The sequence below is a fragment of the Paenibacillus sp. HWE-109 genome (assembly GCF_022163125.1).
Classification (GTDB): domain Bacteria; phylum Bacillota; class Bacilli; order Paenibacillales; family NBRC-103111; genus Paenibacillus_E.
Genome location: NZ_CP091881.1, coordinates 6067753 through 6085180 on the forward strand (window position 1 = coordinate 6067753; position 17428 = coordinate 6085180).

At 42.1% G+C, this 17428-nt stretch carries 19 protein-coding genes; 7 read left to right on the top strand and 12 right to left on the bottom strand.

The genetic code is table 11. From position 1 onward, the window contains the following. Positions 1–112 precede the first annotated feature (112 nt). The 4 genes from LOZ80_RS25815 to LOZ80_RS25830 all read right to left on the bottom strand — a co-directional run bounded on the left by LOZ80_RS25815 (position 113) and on the right by LOZ80_RS25830 (position 6428). Positions 113–850 (bottom strand): hypothetical protein, encoded by a 738-nt coding sequence (locus tag LOZ80_RS25815; RefSeq protein ID WP_238167352.1) that lies wholly within the window; start codon positions 848–850, stop codon positions 113–115. Next, positions 837–2147 carry an AAA family ATPase gene (locus tag LOZ80_RS25820; RefSeq protein WP_238167353.1) on the bottom strand — a complete coding sequence of 437 codons (1311 nt, stop codon included), beginning with the start codon at positions 2145–2147 and terminating at the stop codon, positions 837–839. Before LOZ80_RS25820 ends, LOZ80_RS25815 begins: the two co-directional genes overlap by 14 nt. Before the next feature lie 439 nt (positions 2148–2586). Then, positions 2587–5694: an S-layer homology domain-containing protein gene (locus LOZ80_RS25825; RefSeq protein WP_238167354.1), complete on the bottom strand. Its 3108-nt coding sequence runs from the start codon at positions 5692–5694 to the stop codon at positions 2587–2589. A gap of 95 nt (positions 5695–5789) precedes the next feature. Next, positions 5790–6428, bottom strand: coding sequence for a lysoplasmalogenase (locus LOZ80_RS25830; protein ID WP_238167355.1), 639 nt, complete (start codon positions 6426–6428; stop codon positions 5790–5792). A gap of 204 nt (positions 6429–6632) precedes the next feature. Between LOZ80_RS25830 and LOZ80_RS25835 the strand changes: the two genes are divergently transcribed. From LOZ80_RS25835 to LOZ80_RS25850, 4 genes are all read left to right on the top strand, one after another. Beyond that, a complete protein-coding gene (locus tag LOZ80_RS25835) occupies positions 6633–10469 on the top strand; it encodes an AAA family ATPase (RefSeq protein ID WP_238167356.1) in 3837 nt (1278 codons plus the stop codon). A gap of 482 nt (positions 10470–10951) precedes the next feature. Next, positions 10952–11719, top strand: a complete 768-nt coding sequence (locus LOZ80_RS25840; protein ID WP_238167357.1) for a hypothetical protein — start codon at positions 10952–10954, stop codon at positions 11717–11719. A gap of 96 nt (positions 11720–11815) precedes the next feature. Then, complete coding sequence (locus LOZ80_RS25845) at positions 11816–12133, top strand: hypothetical protein (RefSeq protein ID WP_238167358.1); 318 nt, start codon at positions 11816–11818, stop codon at positions 12131–12133. A 17-nt stretch (positions 12134–12150) separates the two neighbouring features. Beyond that, positions 12151–12426 carry a hypothetical protein gene (locus LOZ80_RS25850; protein WP_238167359.1) on the top strand — a complete coding sequence of 92 codons (276 nt, stop codon included), beginning with the start codon at positions 12151–12153 and terminating at the stop codon, positions 12424–12426. Between the two features lie 35 nt (positions 12427–12461). Here LOZ80_RS25850 and LOZ80_RS25855 read toward each other — a convergent pair whose 3' ends face one another. After that, entirely contained in the window at positions 12462–12740 is a 279-nt protein-coding gene (locus LOZ80_RS25855; protein ID WP_238167360.1) for a hypothetical protein, read from the bottom strand. 251 nt (positions 12741–12991) lie between these two features. Beyond that, complete coding sequence (locus tag LOZ80_RS25860) at positions 12992–13348, bottom strand: DUF1878 domain-containing protein (RefSeq protein ID WP_238167361.1); 357 nt, start codon at positions 13346–13348, stop codon at positions 12992–12994. Between the two features lie 130 nt (positions 13349–13478). On the opposite strand from LOZ80_RS25860, the gene LOZ80_RS25865 reads away from it, so the two are divergent. Together LOZ80_RS25865 and LOZ80_RS25870 are read left to right on the top strand one after the other, a co-directional pair. Then, positions 13479–13661 (top strand): helix-turn-helix domain-containing protein, encoded by a 183-nt coding sequence (locus LOZ80_RS25865; protein WP_238167362.1) that lies wholly within the window; start codon positions 13479–13481, stop codon positions 13659–13661. Between the two features lie 18 nt (positions 13662–13679). Then, on the top strand, positions 13680–13970 hold the full coding sequence (locus tag LOZ80_RS25870) for a hypothetical protein (RefSeq protein WP_238167363.1): 291 nt from the start codon (positions 13680–13682) through the stop codon (positions 13968–13970). A gap of 110 nt (positions 13971–14080) precedes the next feature. Here LOZ80_RS25870 and LOZ80_RS25875 read toward each other — a convergent pair whose 3' ends face one another. Next, the gene (locus LOZ80_RS25875; RefSeq protein WP_238167364.1) at positions 14081–14566 is read right to left on the bottom strand and encodes a hypothetical protein; all 486 of its coding nucleotides are present in this window, start codon (positions 14564–14566) and stop codon (positions 14081–14083) included. A gap of 19 nt (positions 14567–14585) precedes the next feature. Continuing rightward, positions 14586–14843 carry a hypothetical protein gene (locus tag LOZ80_RS25880; RefSeq protein ID WP_238167365.1) on the bottom strand — a complete coding sequence of 86 codons (258 nt, stop codon included), beginning with the start codon at positions 14841–14843 and terminating at the stop codon, positions 14586–14588. Between the two features lie 241 nt (positions 14844–15084). Between LOZ80_RS25880 and LOZ80_RS25885 the strand changes: the two genes are divergently transcribed. Further along, positions 15085–15234 carry a hypothetical protein gene (locus LOZ80_RS25885; RefSeq protein WP_238173118.1) on the top strand — a complete coding sequence of 50 codons (150 nt, stop codon included), beginning with the start codon at positions 15085–15087 and terminating at the stop codon, positions 15232–15234. 282 nt (positions 15235–15516) lie between these two features. On the opposite strand, the gene LOZ80_RS25890 is transcribed toward LOZ80_RS25885, so the two are convergent. The 4 genes from LOZ80_RS25890 to LOZ80_RS25905 all read right to left on the bottom strand — a co-directional run bounded on the left by LOZ80_RS25890 (position 15517) and on the right by LOZ80_RS25905 (position 17402). Further along, positions 15517–15939 (bottom strand): YhjD family protein, encoded by a 423-nt coding sequence (locus LOZ80_RS25890; RefSeq protein WP_238167366.1) that lies wholly within the window; start codon positions 15937–15939, stop codon positions 15517–15519. Between the two features lie 155 nt (positions 15940–16094). Next, on the bottom strand, positions 16095–16841 hold the full coding sequence (locus LOZ80_RS25895; protein WP_238167367.1) for a peptidoglycan recognition protein family protein: 747 nt from the start codon (positions 16839–16841) through the stop codon (positions 16095–16097). Next, on the bottom strand, positions 16798–17208 hold the full coding sequence (locus LOZ80_RS25900) for a hypothetical protein (RefSeq protein ID WP_238167368.1): 411 nt from the start codon (positions 17206–17208) through the stop codon (positions 16798–16800). The genes LOZ80_RS25895 and LOZ80_RS25900 overlap by 44 nt, the downstream gene beginning before the upstream one ends. Beyond that, on the bottom strand, positions 17205–17402 hold the full coding sequence (locus LOZ80_RS25905) for a hypothetical protein (protein ID WP_238167369.1): 198 nt from the start codon (positions 17400–17402) through the stop codon (positions 17205–17207). The genes LOZ80_RS25900 and LOZ80_RS25905 overlap by 4 nt, the downstream gene beginning before the upstream one ends. Positions 17403–17428 lie beyond the last annotated feature (26 nt).

Genomic DNA, 17428 nt, shown 5'->3' on the forward strand with positions numbered 1-17428 from the left:
AAAACCGCATAGCATCACTGCTTCGCGGTTTTTAAGATGGATGAAAAATATTTATCTGGATTGTAAATTAATAAGCACAAACCCATAGGAACCGAGCTTATCCGCCAGGTCACTATGGGCTTAGTAATTTATCAATGTATTCGTACATAAGTATTGCATTGGTACACCTTTGAAGCGAATGATCTGCATTAAAAATGTAATCCCATGATTCCTTATACTTATCTGTTACTTCCTCTGCAAGCGGAGGAAAATGGCTCTTCAAGAGGTCATTAATCGTTTGTGTTTCCCTAACTTTTTTTAAGAATGTTACCATTTTCCTGATCTTTAAATTCTGTGATACATTTAACTCATCAAAGATTACATGTTCTACTTCCTGTGATAAATAAAACAAACTATACGGAATTTGCACTTTCTTGTAAGTTATTTGGGTAATATTTTTTGCATTGTTCGTATTGGTCTTTTTTATTTGATTTCGGTGATGTATACTCAACTTCTGAACTGTTGTATTGACATAAATCCCATCATTCTTGTACAAGATGGCTTCCTTTTGGGCTAGATCAACATAGACTTTATCCTCACCTACAAATGACCCATCTGTATCTGAAAAGTGCAATATTCCCAAAAAATCTTTTGGTTGTAGATCTCCCATCTTACTAATAAAGAAGTCTCTTATACGATCTCTTATGCCTACACCTTGTAATTCAAGTTGTGTGAAGATGTCCCCTCGAAACGCTTTTATGACCAACAAATCTTTGGGATATACCTTCTCCAGCTCATCGAAAAATAAAAGGCCGTCAGATTCGCCTTCGACAATCACAAACAGAACTTTTTTCAGCTTATTCGCCATCATCGATCCCCGCCTCAATGAAAGATCGAATAATTTTAAGCGGATTGGTTTCTTCGTATAAAAATTCAGATTGACCACCTACTAAAACCGTACGCAGGTACACATTTCGCATGTTATTGTTTTTTTGTAATTTTTTAAATTTAATATATCTATTTTCTTCATTCGTCGTCGTAAACCAAATATTCTGTGGTAACAATTTTTCTAACACCCGTAAATTGTGAGATGTGAAAATTAATTGCCCTTTGCTATGTTCTTGGAATATTTCAACTAATTCTCCGAGTAGGTACTCAAAAACTCCAGCATCTAATTCATCAATGATTACACATGCCGATGAATTATGGAAAGCAGCGATTAGCGATGTTGTGATCGCAAACAATTTCAAGGTCCCTGCTGATTCAGCACTCAAAGGCAATATTGTATCTCCTTTTTCGGATAAAAATTCAGCACGAACTCCTTCTTCACCGTTGGGTAACGTCGTTGCCCCCATATTTTTAAGGTGTACATTTAAATCTGGAATGATGGAACTAATTACTACATTGTTGCGTTCTATGACATTAGATAGATATTTGTATTGTTCTTTTGATAAATTAATAGCATCTTTGACATTGTACGTGCTATTTTCAACAGGTTTAGAAGTAAAGTCATTAAATAAATAAGAAGGAAATACCCCTTCTTGCAAATTTTTAATCACTAATAAATTTTTAGCGAATTGTTCCTTTAATGCTATATATACTAATAAGTCCACTCCACTAAATAATTTTTTGGATTGGTTGCTTACAATCTTACTGAAAAATAACGAACCCTTTACTTCTTGAGAAAGAAGCTTTATACCACTAAGAACCACTTCAACTTCTTGTTTCGGCTTTTGACGCAATTCTATCGAGCTGGATTCATCACGGGTATAAGAGAACATCTTCCCATATGATTTGCCTTTTGTTTTCACTTTCTCTGATTTTACGACCATTCTTTCTTCTTCATATTCTAGCTCTACATGGTAAATAGCTTTGTTAATTTCATCTTCAGCCTGTAAAATGAATTCAAAAACAAGCGATAAACTTTCTTGCCCATCATAGATAAGGCGTTGCTTTTTAGAAGGCAACTCCTGCCCATTTAAAAGTAATTGTAAAATACTAAACGCTTCTACTACCGCTGTTTTTCCCGAACCATTTTGCCCATAAAGTCCAACAACCTGAACATCTAATATGTCATCGTTGTTCAAATCCAGATCTATTTTTCCATATCTCACGTTCTTCACATTTCTCAACTCAAGAGAAACAACTTTCACATCGTAATGCTTCACTGCTTACACCCTCTTCGACCTCTTTTTTACTATCATACCATTAGTTTAACCAAATATACTATATTCGATAATTTTTATTAATTTCGTAAGTTTTAAATATGGTTTTATTACTTTTAAATCAAATAATATATACAATTTATTATTGCGAAGTAAGATGACTGATGCGGAAGCACGGTTCTGCAATAAAGGAACGACGTTCCATGGGATCTTGTTTTGCATAGTTTCATACAAAATAGAGGCTGCTCTTTAGGTTTGTAACCTCCTATTGAGTCAGCCTCTTCGATTTTTTAATTATTATTGGGAAATCGAAATTCTTGCACATTGTGTAGCTGGAAGAGATCCTCGGATGGGTGAATGCCCGTTTGCGACTGAGAAAGCCGAACATATTCGGTAAACAGAGCCATTATTACCCTCTCATCCCCAGCCAACTTAAGTATCGTCATAAGTGCAAAATTTCTAACAGCATGTAGATCATCTTAGCCGTTTCGGCTCGTGTAGCAGGTTTATTAGGACGGAATGTCTCATCTTGATAACCATCGAAGATCTTTTGCCCCGAGCTAATGCTTACGGCTGACTGAGCCCAAACTGGAATCTCCTTTTGATCCGCAAAAATGATCTTTGTCCTAATCTCCCCCACGGAATGCATGTCAAGAACCTTGGCGAAAATAATAGCCATCTCCGCACGTGTCATCGGTTGATTAGGTCTGAACCAAGCTTTGCCGCCCTCTTCATAGCCATGTATCAGCCCTGCTTGAACAGTCGCAGCTATCGCCCCCTTCGCCCATTCAGGAATGGCGTCATGATCTGCGAAAGCAGTCGATACCGCAACTGGTTTTAAAGCCAGCGCGTCGGCAATCATTTTCACGAACTCGGCTCTGGTTACCATCTGATTCGGACGGTAGGTTTGATCCTCGAAGCCATGGATAGCCCCCATGCCAGTCAACCGCTCCACAAAAGATAATGCCCAATGGCCATTCATATCGGAAAAATGGTTTATGCCGAACGAAAATACGGCAAATTTTGCGAATTGATTAACTTCAACGGAAATCGTACCGTCTGCGTTGACTTTGCCTCCAATATAATTCCAGCGACCTTGAGCCTCATTATAGTAGAAGATAGCCGGTTTCTCGCCTGCTGCAACTTTTTGCGAATCATAGTTCAAGCCCAGCAGCAAGTGATGAATTAAAGATTGCCCGCTGGAACTAGTAAGCTCCACAATTGGACTGATTTTATTGAGTCCTTTGGTTAGTGGTGGTGCTTGTTCCGTTTGAATGCAAGCTAATTTGACGTTCCCGTTTGCAGGTAAGGCGCCTGCCGGTATGTCGGCGTTAGCAACTCCCTCGAGTATTACTTTTCCACCTGTGGAAGCAAAGATTTCCTTCTCTTTCTCTGTGCAGCTTGTATTTAGGGACTTCTCGGGAACTGAGGTTACCGGTTGAGGAGATGAGTAGCCGTCCGAAGACGCGTCGGCATCCGCTATCGCAACATTCACCGAGTCCGTGTAGACACTATAAGTAACCGTGATCACGGTTGCGCCTGCCTGTTTTGCCTCAATTAAACCATTTGCCGTCACCGTCGCTATATGCGCATTGCTGCTCACATACACCGTGCCTTCGCTTCCAGCTGTCACGTTCCTCTGCGTACTGTCCGATTGTAACGCTGTCACTTGGAGCTGCTGACTGACGGAACTTCCCAGCTTCAACTGCACCGTTCTCGGCGAAGCGGCGATTCCAGTTGTTATGGGGCTCACCAACTCAGTAAAGTTAAGCGTGGCCTGAGCTGCCGCTCCACGAAACTCGCTTGGATACACGCTAAAAATATATGAACCAATAGCAGGATTCGTCAGTCCGGCACTCCCGGCAAGGTTAATCGTAACCGTATCAAACATGTGAATGTCCGCAGGAACTTCTATTCCTAGTGTTCGTAAGGAACTGGAGTAAGTTACACTCCCCGCTTGAGTCCCATTCACTTTGACGGAGGATGCATTTATGGCGCTAGGAATCGTCATCCCTACAGGAAATACCAGATTAAACTTATCTCCTTCCGACACCGACATATTCGTTTGGAAAGTAAATGTATAGGGCACATTTTGTGCGTCTGCCAATGTCGTACCAGCTGACAACGTGAAGTTCTGAATCGTATCTGGCACGACCTCTAGTATCACGCTCGCTGGTTTAGTTGTACGCGATGTAGATACCTTCATCTCGAATTCCCCATAACCAATAACGTTAGGTATATTGAACACGAGGTGATAATCCGGATCACAGAAATAATCCGATGGGAGAACAAATTGCAACTGGTTCTCAGCTACGCGAGTTACCGAGCTGGGAGAAGCTTGGATACTTTCCTGGACCCCGGACGACCACTCCAACATGATGTCATTTACCGATATCGCAGAATTGGACAGAACGGTGCCCTGAGGGCTGGAAACCGTCACCGTATCCCCTGCTTTCAAAATCGTCGGTGTCGTGAACGCAAATCGCAAGGTATTGCTATCCTCTACAGAGACATATCCTTCATCATGCGAAGGATTATCGGCCAGAGAAGCGCCTAGTGACGAAACCATGCCGATCCGGCGAGTCGCAACCATGGTATCCACGCTGGTTGCTATCACGAAATTATAATATCCGGGGACCGCCGGATTGGCGAATTGTGCCTCCTGCTCGATATCAATCGTCGCCGTGGAAAAGCTCTGCAATGCAACGGATGGGTTCAATATGAGCTTATTGCCGGATAGTACCGCCGCCGCAACTGCTGTATTGTTAATTTTCACTTGAGATGCGAGGATTGCGGCAGGTACAGTCGTCCCTGCAGGAAAGGTAAGCGTGATGGTTGCCGTTGGATTAATAGGCTGCATAACCTCAAACTTGAAATGATAGCCGGTTGCAGCTGACGTTGCATACGAATCGGCATCAGGGAAATAATTGGCCACATTACGGGTAAAGATGCCATGAGTAGCAGTTAACCAAGCAGGGTTTGCGCTGGTGGAAATTGCAAACTGTTCCAAGCCGGGAATAGAATGACGATAATCGGATGTTATCAGAAAATTAGTCAATTGGATATCAACATTCACTCCTGTAGCTAATCCAGTCGATAGTGTAAAAGAGAGGGCTGGATGCCCCTCATCCGACCATGCGGTCGTAGCCGAAGCTACTATGATCACAGGTACTCCATTGACACTTGTTGAAATTTTGATATCAGGAATGGCTACATTAGATCTCCACATGAAGCTAGGATTGTCTACAAAATTATACGGATACGGCAATTGGAGCTGTATCGTATCCCCCGCTTGTAAGTTATCTGCTGTAGTAAACCTGAAATGGTAGGTAGGGGTTTCTTTCGAATAGTTGCCTGCATGATCCAGGTAACCGCTAAAATAAGCGACAGTGTCCGTTGATACTTCAAAGCTGTTGAATGAACTAGTATTAATACCCGATCCGGCTTGAGCGGGAACCCCGCCGCTGATCGCCAGGAGCGCTATAATTAGCAGGTAAATCATACTCGTTTGCAAATGTTTCAATACTCTTCTTTGCCATGCTGAATGCAAGATGTTGTCCTCCCTTCAAATTCCTTCTGATAATAGCTGTTTCGACAAAAATCCGCATATACCAAATGGTATATAGGCTGCGAAAAGCCCTAAAACTATGATTTTTCAATACTTGCTGCTAGTAAAAATTGGGCAATATAGTAGGAAATCATTACCCCGTATGCCGCCGCTGGAACCGGCGTGACAAACATGTTCCAAGCAAGCAGCGAATCGGATACGAAGAACAACACTGCGCCTGCTGTTGCAAGCCGGCTTCTACTCATAACAGCGCTCCAGATCATGACGGAAATCACGATGACATAGAGCAGAATAGGACCCCATAATCCGTTCTTTCCGCCTGCCAGCATGCCTTCATGGAGTCCTTGCAAGAGAAAAAAAGAATACATCGCAATCGGAATCAAAGAAAGCGCGTATAGGAAAGAAAAGCGCCACCGTGTCAAGAAAGCACAAATATAAACAAGATGAGCAATGAGAAATGCGACAAGTCCCAACGTAAACCATTGATTGCCTGATACTAGTAAAAAACTGTCTCCAATAGCGGAAATGAATAATCCAGCAATAATAGAACGCTTATAAAACTTTGCAGCGTTCCGCAAGACAGTTGCCAGTAAAATGATAAGAATGATAGTTCCTGGCTTTAATATCCAGCGTGCGATCATATTTCCATCAGCGATAGCAAAAAGGTAACCGATGCCCGAGCAAATAATGGCAGCCAATAATAGCTTTCGATACATATCCTCACCTCCATAAATGTGTTTCGTTTTGTCCGCCTATAGGTATCCTTACCCAAGCAGTATAGTTAAGAACATCCAATTTCACATATACCAAATGATATAGTCCCAAAAATTTTCTCGGAATCAAGAGGAAAATCACGCATATTGTCGAATTTTACTTGTTGCTTTCATAGATTCATCATGCTCATCAAAGGAAGTGTAACCGTGCCAAAGCATCCCAGAACCCTCCGGGTATCCGATGAATTGTATGGCAGAGAGTCCGAGCTGGCCGTTCTGCAAGAAGCATTTCAGTGGGCTTCTCTCGGAGCAACGGAATTGGTCATGATATCCGGCCAACCCGGTGTAGGAAAATCGGCTCTCGTCCAGAATGCCTTCAAACCAGCCGTGATTGGCAGATGCTATTTTGCCTCCGGAAAATTCGATCAATACAAGACAGGCGGCCCCTATGAGCCTATAATAAAATGCTTTCAAAGTGTCATCAGACAGCTGTTAACAGAACCTGAACCCCTCTTGCAAAAATGGATAGAACGGGTAAAGGAGGCTGTTGGACCTAATGGTGCCGTAATAACAGACGTTATTCCCGAAGCAAAATTGCTTCTAGGGCAGCTTCCTCCTCGCGAGAATGTGCCAAGTTTGGAATCCTGGAATCGGTTTGAATGGGTATTTCGCAGGTTTGTTCAAGTTTTCACCAGCAGGGATTATCCGCTTGTTTTATTTTTAGATGATGTGCAGTGGGCAGATGAAGGTTCGCTTCGATTACTGCATGCCTTAATTGTTGACCCTGAAAGTCAGCACCTGCTCGTCATTGCCTCTTACCGGAATCAAGAGCGGAACGGGCGCCTGAATGTGCTTGAAAAGTGGCTGCAAGGCGAACATCCAGGTTATTCCGTCCGCCAGCTTTCGCTGATGCCGCTTGATCTCGTGCATATTCAAACGATGGTATCGGATTTGCTGCAGTGCGATCCTGATGAATGCTTTCAAGCCGCTCATACGCTGTACGTAAAATCCGTTGGCAATCCGTTTTACTTGAAGCAACTGCTGCAAGCGGCTTATGACGAGCAATGCCTTCAGCTCAGCCCGTTAAGCGGCTGTTGGGAATGGAACATGCAAGCTCTGAGTCAATTCCCTGAGATCGACGGCCAACTCGATTATCTCGTAGAACGTATTAACAAGATTCCTTTCCAAACTAGAGAATTGCTGAAGATTGGCGCTTGTCTGGGCAGCAAGTTCAACATTCGGATATTGCATGCTGTGAGCGGGCATATCGAAGATGAACTTGCCCCTATTTTATCGTTCGCCGTGCAGGAAGGACTTTTGAGCCTTATTGAGGAGCCAGGAGCTATCAGTCAATATCAATTTACGCATGACCGAATACAGCAGGCGGTTTATTCCCTATTGAACAGTCCACAACGGATGGAAATCCATCTCTTGGCCGGCCAGTTTTTACTTGAATTTGATATGTCAAAAGAAAAAGACCAGGCTTTGTTCGAGATCGTAAACCATTTTAATCAAGCATTGGATTTGCTATCCGCAGAGGATCGGGAAATGACGGCCCGGCTGAATGAGCAAGCGGGAAGGAAAGCGATGCAATCTTCCGCCTACTCGGCGGCTCTGCAACACTTCGAGACAGGGATTGCATGCCTTACTGACGATTTCTGGGAGCGTCATTTTGAATTCACGTTCCAGCTTTATTTAAAATGTGCCGAGTGCGATTATTTGTGTGCGCATTATGAACAGGCGGAGGCTAGGCTTAACGATATGCTGAAGCGGGCAAGAACGTGGACAGAGCGAGCGCAGGTGTACATTATAAAAATTGAACAATACAGCAATACAGGGAAATATTCGCAAGCTATCGAATTGGGACTGCAAGCCCTGAGGGAAGTCGGTATCCGCATATCGGAACGGCCGCATAAGCTCGTGATTGTTAAGGAAATGCTTTTGACGAAGCGATTGTTGGACAAAAGGATGAGCGAACTCCTTTCACTATCGGAGATTGACAACCTTCAAATCAAAGTCATGATGGAACTGTTAGTTTCTCTTGTAGCGCCGACCTTTTTTTCCAATCGGGAAGTGTTTGCCATCATTGCTTCGAAATTCATCAGGCTGGCTTACAAATACGGCTCCTCTCCCGTGGCGCCAAGCCTTTATACTTCTTATGGCATGCTGTTAGGCACCGTGCTTGGCGAGTACCAAATGGCCTATCAGTTGGGCAAAATTGCGCTCGATCTGGCTGAGCAATCCGCCATTGCTTCCGTTAGATGCAAAGTGCACGTGATGTTCTACGGTGTAATTTCCCCTTGGGTGCGGTACGATCGCGATGACGAAGCTAAGCTGGAGCAAGCTGCAAAGCTTGGTTTGGAAGCGGGCGATTACGTATACGCCAGTTATGCGGTCGGAAGTCTTATTAACTTGTCTTATGTCAGAAATTCCATGAATCAGATACTGCACGTCAACCGCAAAAATTTGCAGGTAATCGAGCATACCAAAGAAGACCTCGTTTTCAAAAATATATTAGTCTACATGGATATGGCGAAAAAGCTGCGCTCTCCTCATGAAGATGTTTTTTCGCTCACGGACGGCCGTACGAGCGAATCTGACTTTCTAGATGATGTGATGAAAGACGAGAGCAGAGCCGTCACGCTCTATCAAATCTACACGTACAAAGCGCAAATTTATTATTTATTCGAACGATATCGCGAAGCAGTCAGCTTTGCGGAACAAGCCAATCCATATGAACTTCTTTCTGTCCATGCCCCCCATTTATCAGAGCATCATTGGTATGAAGCGCTGTCGATCATAGCTGCCTGGGACGACCTGCCTGCCGGTGAAAAGGCCGCATGTTCCAAAAGACTGAAACGACGGTATCGCCAGTTCAAAGCCTGGGACCGGATGGCGCCGGAAAATTTCAGGCACAAGTTTTTGCTGCTTCAGGCGGAATTCGCCCGGTTCAAAGGTTCTGAGAAGGATATTATCGAGTTATACGATCGCTCCATCCTTTTTGCCCGCGAGCGGAACTACTTCCAATATCAAGCAGTAGCTTGCGAGCAGGCCGCAAAATATCATCTGCAAAAAGGCAGAGAGCGAGTGGCCATCGGATACCTCAAAGAAGCTTATGAAGCTTATGGATTATGGGGCGCGGAGTCCAAGCGGAGCAAAATGAAGAGGCAATATCCGAAGTGGCTGGATGAACCGCCATTTGGCCATCCACAGGAAGCTGCTCTAAAAACCGTAGACGCAAGCCTTGTCTCCCTGCAGACGGACAAATCGGAGGAAGTCCAGTTTGGTGCAGTAGAGATTGACTTCACTGCTATAGTCAAAGCTTCCACGTCCATATCGCAAGGCGTGGACTTGCAAAACATTTTGAAACAGCTCATGGCAATCATCCTAGAAACCTCCGAGACGGAAAAGGGATGCCTGGTCGTTAACAGGAATGGGGATCTGCGGGTGGAAACGGTGTTTGCCGCTAACGGCGAGTCAAGAAGCCAAAGCAAGTCATTGGTTGAAAGCGGCGAGGTGCCGGTGTCCTTCATTCAGTATACCTCCCGGTTGGAGAAACCCGTTCAGCTGATGGATGCCGCGCAGGACGATCTTTTCCGATCCGACCCTTACATAGCCCTGAATCGCTGCAAAACCGTTTGTTGTTTGCCGCTTTATTCACAGGAACAATTATCAGGTGTCTTGTATGTAGAAGATAATCGGGATCATCGCCTCTTTTCAGATGAGCGTCTCGAAACGCTCCGCATTCTGGCATCGCAAGCTCTTTTCATCTGGAAGCTTTCCGACTCGTTTGGCGATGCGTCCGTCTCGACAACCCAACGAGCTACAAATCCTGAAGAGCATGCCATGGATTCTTTGACCGACCGCGAGTTGGAAGTTTTGAATCTGATGGCATCCGGCATGACAAATAAAGAAATTGCCTTTCAACTAGGCGTGACGGCAGGAACGGTTAAAGTCCATATCCACAACATCTTCAGCAAATTAAATGTGAATCGCCGCACTAAAGCCATCGCGGAAGCTAAGAAGAAGAAGATATTGGAATAGAGAGAAAAAAAGATTTTCATTAGTTTAATAACTAATGAGAAGCTTTTTTTTTAAAATGCATAACGTGGTCGAAATGAGGTCAAGCGTCGGTTCCCGCTAACGGAATCCTTAATGCATAAGGGTTGTTACCCTTATTACATCATTCCGCCCATAAGGGTATACTCTGTAACATTGTTTACTAGATTTCATTATCCCGCGCCACATAAGGCTTTTCATGTATTTAATCTGAAACATTACTAATCGCATTTACCATTAATAAATAATTTGCGTTAAATTAATGTTAAATTATTTTGTTAATTTAACAGAACTAATTATTAGAGGGAGAACTGATTTGTTTCTCCCCCTTTGTTTTGCCGTTAACAGTTTCTTTGCACCCATGTTATATCCTTTCTTTCAATAAAAATGATGACTGAAATGGTTAGAGCGCTATAAGGTAAATTTTGTTATAATTTAATTCATTTCGACTCGGAGGATTCCTAAAGATGGCAAGAAGAAAAATTGAAGGAGTATGCCATATATGCGGAAGATATGGAGCTCTTACTTTTGAGCATATCCCTCCCGAAGCAGCCTTTAATAATCATCAAGTACGAAATCCAAAATTCGCAGATTACATGGACAAAGGACCTGATTATTTTCCCACTCATGCACCTATTCAACAAAGAGGTGCGGGAAATTATACGCTATGTGCGCGATGTAATAATTCCACTGGAGCTTGGTATGTTCCAGCCTATGTAGATTTGGCATACCAATCAGGACATTTGCTTGCACGTAGTGAAGGCGAATCATCACTTCAGTTTCCCTTCAGATTGTATCCACTAAGAGTTATAAAACAAGTAATTGCAATGTTCTGCTCAGTAAACAATTCTGATTTCATCAAGAAATATCCTGACTTATTAAAATTCTTATTGAATAAAGAAACGAAATATATAGATCCAAGAATTAATATTTATGCTTACTTGACTGCCTCACATTTTTCAAGGCAAAGTGGAGTTACCGCAGCCCTCTCTGGTACAAACCTAAATTTGTATAGTGAAATAGGCTTTGCACCTATTGGATTCATTATGACGTTAGAATCATTCCCACCTGATAGTAGGCTGTTAGATGTAAGTTATTTTGCAACATATGATTATGATCATTTTGATACTTTTACTTTGACACTTCCAGTTCTGCCAATCAGTTATTATATGCCTGGTGACTTCCGCACTAAAGATGAGATTATGAAAGCATATGAAGAGAATATCAATAGTTAACTAAGCGTCATCTCATGAAGCTATTCCCTATTATATTAAATTTCTTTCGATATTTTTATCTGTGGTAAAATATAGGACAAGAAAGGAGGTTATGGCATGAGTGAAATCGAGACGATTTTTCGTGAAAGATATAATGATTATTACGTTGTAGTTCAAAAATTCAATGATGGTAAATTTGGCGTTTTAGTTTTTCCTCATAACTCAAACACCGGGCAATTAGTTGAATCTGTCATAACTGAACATCACGCATTAAAGGGAGCCGAGAAAGTTCATATTTTCTATGATATTGCAATAAGCAAAGGATATCGTTTAGATAATGGATATTTCAGAAATGCAAACGGCCATAATGTTCATGGTTCATTTGCAATGGATCTAGACGCTGATCCAGTTAGATTCACGAATTTGTTTAGTTAAGAAGGGGATGTGTAACTATGAGTACTAGCTTTACGGATGCTGATACGACAATACAATTTTTTGAAGATCACATTTCTATACTTCGCAATCAGCAAACTTATCTCAAATTAAACTATAAAGATGTAATTATTGCGCCAGGTCCAATTCCAGAATCAAACGGCAAAAGAGCCTTGACCATTTTCGAAATAAAAACCAATGACGTTATTTTTAGATTCGCTTCAATGAAATCCGATTTCGAACCTTTTATAGAAAGCCTAATGAATCACATTTACAGATTCCCCTCTAACCATTAGCCCTCGCTAGTGGTTTTTTCCAACAAAAAAGCCGCTTATTTGAGCAGCTGCTTGTAATCTTGAACAGTCCAATCATGACGCGGATTCTTTTCTCTCCCCGGCTTTTCACAATAGTGAGTAACTACAGCGTCATATGGAAGATTTATTGCACTTACCTCGCTTGCTACAATCCTCCTGGCATCTTTAAGACCACTCTTTTTGTTTCCACGAACATGCTTATCTAGTTTTCTTTCAAATCCATCCCTCACAATAAAAACATCGTAATCTCCGGTTTCTCTGCATCCGCGAGTAATAAAATAAAAACTCATCTCCATACCAGCCTCCTTGAGTGTTGTTATCTTATTATAACTCCACTGTAAGGCTGATTCGAAAAGGTTTCACTAATTATTTTCTCACGGATTCAAAAACCTCTCTAGCCGTATAATTTCTTTCTGCTGATACTGCCTAGATCAATCAGTTCTTCCATCGCCATGAGCTTCCAATCAACCTCTGCGCAAAAAGATCATTTCACCATTTAAATGCGGTTTGTGGGCAATAAAAAAAGCACCACATTGGGTGCTTAAAGCTAGTTTTTGCTTGACATATAATGTTGATACTTCGGCATGCTGCCGTATAAAGTTTCAAACACTTCTTCCCAACTTCCACTTTCATAAAAAGCTTGTGCTACACTCTCAACAAAATGGTAATTATGTTCAAGCTGCGGAACTATATTGTACATTTTTGTCTCAAGTCCATGATGGGTTACTTTTTCTTTACTCTCAATCAAATTTCTGTACTCATCAAACAAATCAGCAATTTTACCACTTTGTTCTCGAGTGATTTTGTACTCGAAATAAATACGACTAGTACGGCTATCTTCAAATAACAATTCTTGTCTATATTCTATAAAATTCAATCTTTCCTCTAGTTCTTGATTATCCAAATTTCTCACCTCCCACCTACATTTTCCAACATAGATGGCAGCTTGTCTAATCAAATTTTCATAAAGAATGGATTAGAACAAGTGCATCCTGGTCGATACTGTAATAGTTGGAGAGGAGTTGATTGCGACTTTGAAAATTGAAGATCTTCCTGAGGTTTTAGAAGTAGCCGATATTAAAACGTTCCTTGGTATTAGTAAAACAGCAGCTTACGAGTTAGTGAACTCAAAAGCGTTTCATGTAGTCAAAATAGGTCGCACTTATAAAATACCAAAGAAGGCATTCGCGGAATGGTTCGAGGGGAAAAGGGACTGAGAGGAAGGAAAACTATCTATGGTTTCAAAGTCCAGGAAAAGGAAAGACATTTTCGATTTCAAGATACCTTTAACAGTTGTTCTTGAAGATTACATTGACGAACAAGGCAGAAGGGTAGTTAAAACAAGAAAAGGAAAGTTTGTCTTTACGTTTATAGGAGAACCATCACCTACTGCTATAAAAAATTTTATGGACTCAATGCACGCACATTATCGCGATTTTGTAATTAAAGAATTTGGTGCATTCCCCTCAAATGAAAATGTTAATCAGTTAATGTTTGAAGCGTTCTTTCATGCCTTTTGGAAGTAACAAAAAGAAGCAGCACGGAAAACTAAAGAATTACTGGATTACATCGAAAAGAACGATATAAAGATTTTTTAACATGAAAACAGAGCCCCTTGTGAGAGGCTCTCTTTACTTTATATTGCTGTTTTGTATTCATTCCCTGTAATCCGTATCTTCCAACAAGGAGAGTAAGTCTGTGACGCCGGATCATATTTCATATTGACTACCATCCTTACTGGGATGGCCCCGCCGCTTGCCTCTACAGGAGAAATAAAATGAATTACTTTCAGTGTGTTTTCGACTAAGTAAATGGACACTTCTCCATCCGAGTCGTAGCGTGCCATTTCTGCTACACCGCATCGTGTCTTTACGGATGAAAAGATAGCGCGATTTTCTTCCCGGACTGTATTCTCCAAAAAGTCATGAAATCCATCGTAATCATTCAAGCTGCTATTGGGTTTGATGAAATACTCATAAACCGTATAAACTGACGCCTGACACGAGTCCGCGAGCATATCAGAGAACTCTTCAACCGTTCCGTTGTAGAGAGTGGAGATGAAATCTTGCGCAACTTGTTTATGCTGAGCAGTTGCTTTGACTTTTATCGTATTTGGATCCAAGTTATCACCCACCCTCTGTTTATGTCGTTGTAATCATGCCGCCACCAATACGGCCACTTTCTTTATTTAGGTAAGGCGCAATTACACGGGCAATACTCACGCCGTCAATCGTCAAATTAAGATCGCCAGAGTTTTTGTTGTTATTGCTTCCGTTATTGAATTGCATAGCAGCCATAACAGCGGTGCCCAACGCGCCCGCCAACTTATCCACGAATGAAGTATTTTCAAGAGGTACAATCATTTCCTTGCCCGCCTCGCCCGCTACATAGTTCCCCATGTTCGTTGCTCCATCGACGATCCCACCTCGGGCAAGCATCTCTCTAAACAAAATGAAGTGAAGATGCGATATCGCAAAACGTATCATGATAAGAATTTTGATTTTGTGGATATTGCTAAAAAACACGGATATCCGATTTATATCAAGAAGATTGAGAACCGCATGAGACGACTATTAAAGCTTGCAGGTCTAAATGAAGCACTGACCCCCCCATTCCCTCAGGCATACCCATGTATCTCTTCTGGCTGAGGCAGGTGTTCCTTTACGGGATATCATGGACCGCATGGGCCATAAGGGTGATGACACCACAAAGAATTTTTACCTGCATATCTCCAAAACAAAGAAAAAAGATGCCTCCCATAAGTTCGGTGAACTCATGAGAGGCATCTAATTTTTTTGACTTATGTTACCCAAATGTTACCCTTTTAATTCTTAGAACTTTAAAAACTAGCTGTAATAAGGGTTTGTAACCCTTATTACATCATGCCGCCCATGTTGTACCCATGTAAAATGGTGTAAAATAGTGTTATTTACGACCCATAAACCCTTATAAATCAAGGTATTGTGTTAAATGGTGTAAAATAGATGAAAATACTGATGAGGTCAATTATGAGGTCAATGAGGTCAAACTCACTCATTTTTATTATTACCATGTCCTCCACACCTTATGCTACTAATCAAAATTAACAAACAAACTCCGATCGATCGGCTTATCTTCCACCACGACATCAGCCTGCCGCTTAAACAACCGCTTATCCAACTTGCCCACATACTGGCCGAGTAACGTTTCTATTTGAGATTTTGCCCAGCCTTTCCAGATCATAAAGCTTTCTTCTTTTCTTCGTGCGAATATCTTGTAATCGAGCGACGATCCTATTTTCCAGTCCTCTACTACTTTTATGTCGGCGGCCTTCAACTTTTGCTTAACTTCCACGTGGTCCAACGTAATCATGTCAAGAAGCTGCTGAAACTGGCTCGAGTGCAGATGCTTGAGCGGAGTTATGTCGGGGTAGCTCATCCAGCGGTCAATCATACCAAGGATCATAGGTAGCAGGATGTAAGTATTGATGTCGTTGAGTTCTTCATCTGTTGTCATAAGAACACCTCATTTGCGAATGTATGTTCTTATTATATGCAAAAGTGAGGTGGATATACAACAAAAAAAGCCTTGCAGGGATGCTTTCCCGACAAGGCCTCTTCGACGTGTGCTTCACGATTTAGGTATATATTACCATTTACTGGGTTGTTTGTCTATAATAATCCTTTATCTTTCATGATCCCATACACCTCATCAAGCCAATGTTGCGCCCATGCTCCGTCTCCGTCATCTTGTTTCGACTTATCGTACATATAAGCTGCTTGATTAGCTACGGAAAAACCGCGTTCACGCTTAGCAGCAACAGTGTTGTCTCGCTGAATCTTCATCTGGATGTTCTTGATATCCGATCGTACCTTTATGTGATCATAGCCCGGGCAGTCGGTAGCATTCAACTCTTTGTGAGCTTTGATTTCCTTGTACTTCGGCAACACATCAATAACCATCAGGATGGCCGCATACAGAGCGTTGCGGTCTGCATCTGTCAATACATCGTAGTTGAAGTAATCACCTGATACGACAATGTGAACGGTATAACCATTGTTGCTCGCCACCCCATATGTGCGGTCTTGGAGATCATTCAACTGATATATGCGACCGTTCCGTATAAAGATATGGTAAGGTATTCCTCCCTCTCCTGTGACATCGTAGGCCTTATTATTGATGTGATCGGTTGCGATCTTAGTCATAAGCTGGATGTCTGAATAATTTATGGTGTTTTTCTTTGGGTAGGCGTCATGATGCAGGACGATTGTAGTCAGTTCCTCGAGTGCTCGAACCCCTGCCAGCTGCGCCCATGTGTTCTTTGGGTTTTTAGGTAGCGAATCCGTGATGTCCTGGTAAACAACATTTCCTAGGTTACTTGTTATTGCTGATGTAATTTGTAGATTCCGTAGTGACATTTACGGCAGCTCCCTCCTGCTTCGTCTGGATGATATCTTTTATTCCTTTGCCAGTTATAAATGCTGCAGCTGTACCGGCTATGAACCACACACTTTCGTCATCAAGCTGGATCCCAATGTAATCAGAGAAGCCAATCATCAAGCAGGCAAACAGCAACGTAAACAGCTTAGTACTATTTAGATTAGGAATCTCACCGCGGCGTAATTTAGCGATATCCGTAAACACGGACACGCCAACGAAATTAATGGATAAGGCCACGGATGCGATGAGCTTGTCCGGGCTTAGGTGCCAACCGAATTTATTGTTTAAGGCGATGGCTAAAATTGATATTAGGCTCGTTAGAAAGCTAGGCATTACCCATTTCAAGCTGATTCCCCCTTTTTATACTTACTCGGCGGCTGCCCGCCTAAAACGATGTTAACCGCATTTTTTAACTCATCGCTGCCATGCTGCATGATGTCGTTATAATGAAACTTAACGAAACCTTTCGTGTTATCAAGCAGCTCCCACCACTTAGTCGGCTGATCGGCTGTATGCTCTGATTCGTCCATTTCAATCAAACTTCATCAGCTCCTTAATAGAAAGG

Coding starts and splice junctions, on each gene's coding strand:
- LOZ80_RS25815 (WP_238167352.1), bottom strand. CDS start 850: ATGATGGCGAATAAGCTGAAAAAAGTTCTGTTTGTGATTGTCGAAGGC.
- LOZ80_RS25830 (WP_238167355.1), bottom strand. CDS start 6,428: ATGTATCGAAAGCTATTATTGGCTGCCATTATTTGCTCGGGCATCGGT.
- LOZ80_RS25840 (WP_238167357.1), top strand. CDS start 10,952: ATGGCAAGAAGAAAAATTGAAGGAGTATGCCATATATGCGGAAGATAT.
- LOZ80_RS25845 (WP_238167358.1), top strand. CDS start 11,816: ATGAGTGAAATCGAGACGATTTTTCGTGAAAGATATAATGATTATTAC.
- LOZ80_RS25850 (WP_238167359.1), top strand. CDS start 12,151: ATGAGTACTAGCTTTACGGATGCTGATACGACAATACAATTTTTTGAA.
- LOZ80_RS25855 (WP_238167360.1), bottom strand. CDS start 12,740: ATGGAGATGAGTTTTTATTTTATTACTCGCGGATGCAGAGAAACCGGA.
- LOZ80_RS25870 (WP_238167363.1), top strand. CDS start 13,680: ATGGTTTCAAAGTCCAGGAAAAGGAAAGACATTTTCGATTTCAAGATA.
- LOZ80_RS25880 (WP_238167365.1), bottom strand. CDS start 14,843: ATGGGGAACTATGTAGCGGGCGAGGCGGGCAAGGAAATGATTGTACCT.
- LOZ80_RS25890 (WP_238167366.1), bottom strand. CDS start 15,939: ATGACAACAGATGAAGAACTCAACGACATCAATACTTACATCCTGCTA.
- LOZ80_RS25895 (WP_238167367.1), bottom strand. CDS start 16,841: ATGTCACTACGGAATCTACAAATTACATCAGCAATAACAAGTAACCTA.